Here is an 815-nt window from a genome sequence, read left to right on the forward strand (position 1 = left end):
CACTAACCTCGATGCGACCAACGATCAACGTTGGCAACACCGTATACCCAACAACAGAAACTTTATTTGAAGAGTTCTGCGTATAACTTAGAGACGAATCAAACGACCACTTCCCTTTGGGAGTTAAGACCCCTGGACGCTCAATAACATCACCAACTGTTTGTGCTCTCTGAGGTATATCATCGCCCTCGGCACAGTACGCTTGACCAACTAAAAATAAGCTACAAAGATAACTCCCTAACAAACTCTTCCTTAACATCACATTTTCCTTTTTCTAATGATCTAATCCAAGCAAACTTGGGCTGCACCTTAAAGAGAAGCCTCTTACTTTTCATAGTAGAGCCAATAATGAGAACACTTCCAACAAGTATCCGAATCGTGATTCAACATTAAACTACTCATTTATAAATGATTAGAATAGATTCTCAGATTTCGCAATAATGTTTTTAAAATAAATCGCTTATCTTTGACATCAACTAGAGATGAAGAAAAAATCGTCAATTGCAAATCGCTATGATCTCCACAGAATTCATCAAAATGCGTTCCCGTGTCGTAATTCAACATGCTAAAGTTAACAATGCATTAACAATTATAAATACAACGAGAAGACATGGAGTCACCAAACATGAATCAGCCGAAAATAAATAGCACTGCTGGTTGCGCTCTCCCACCACCAAATGAAATGATTCTTAAATGGGCAGCGGAGCGCCCGAATGAGGTCTACCTAAAACAAATCATTAACCGACAGTTTGTCGAGTTTACTTACGCAGAAGTCGCCGATCAGGCTCTCAAGCTCGTCAGCGCACTACGTGGGC

The 815-nt window shown here is 40.2% G+C and carries 2 pseudogenes; one reads left to right on the top strand and one right to left on the bottom strand.

The features are described 5' to 3' along the window. A pseudogene (locus R7R78_RS25430) lies at window positions 1-259 on the bottom strand (transporter); the annotation flags it as partial. 366 nt (window positions 260-625) lie between these two features. Here R7R78_RS25430 and R7R78_RS25435 point away from each other — a divergent pair. After that, a pseudogene (locus R7R78_RS25435) lies at window positions 626-815 on the top strand (AMP-dependent synthetase); the annotation flags it as partial.

The sequence above is a fragment of the Vibrio sp. 2134-1 genome, assembly GCF_033339495.1.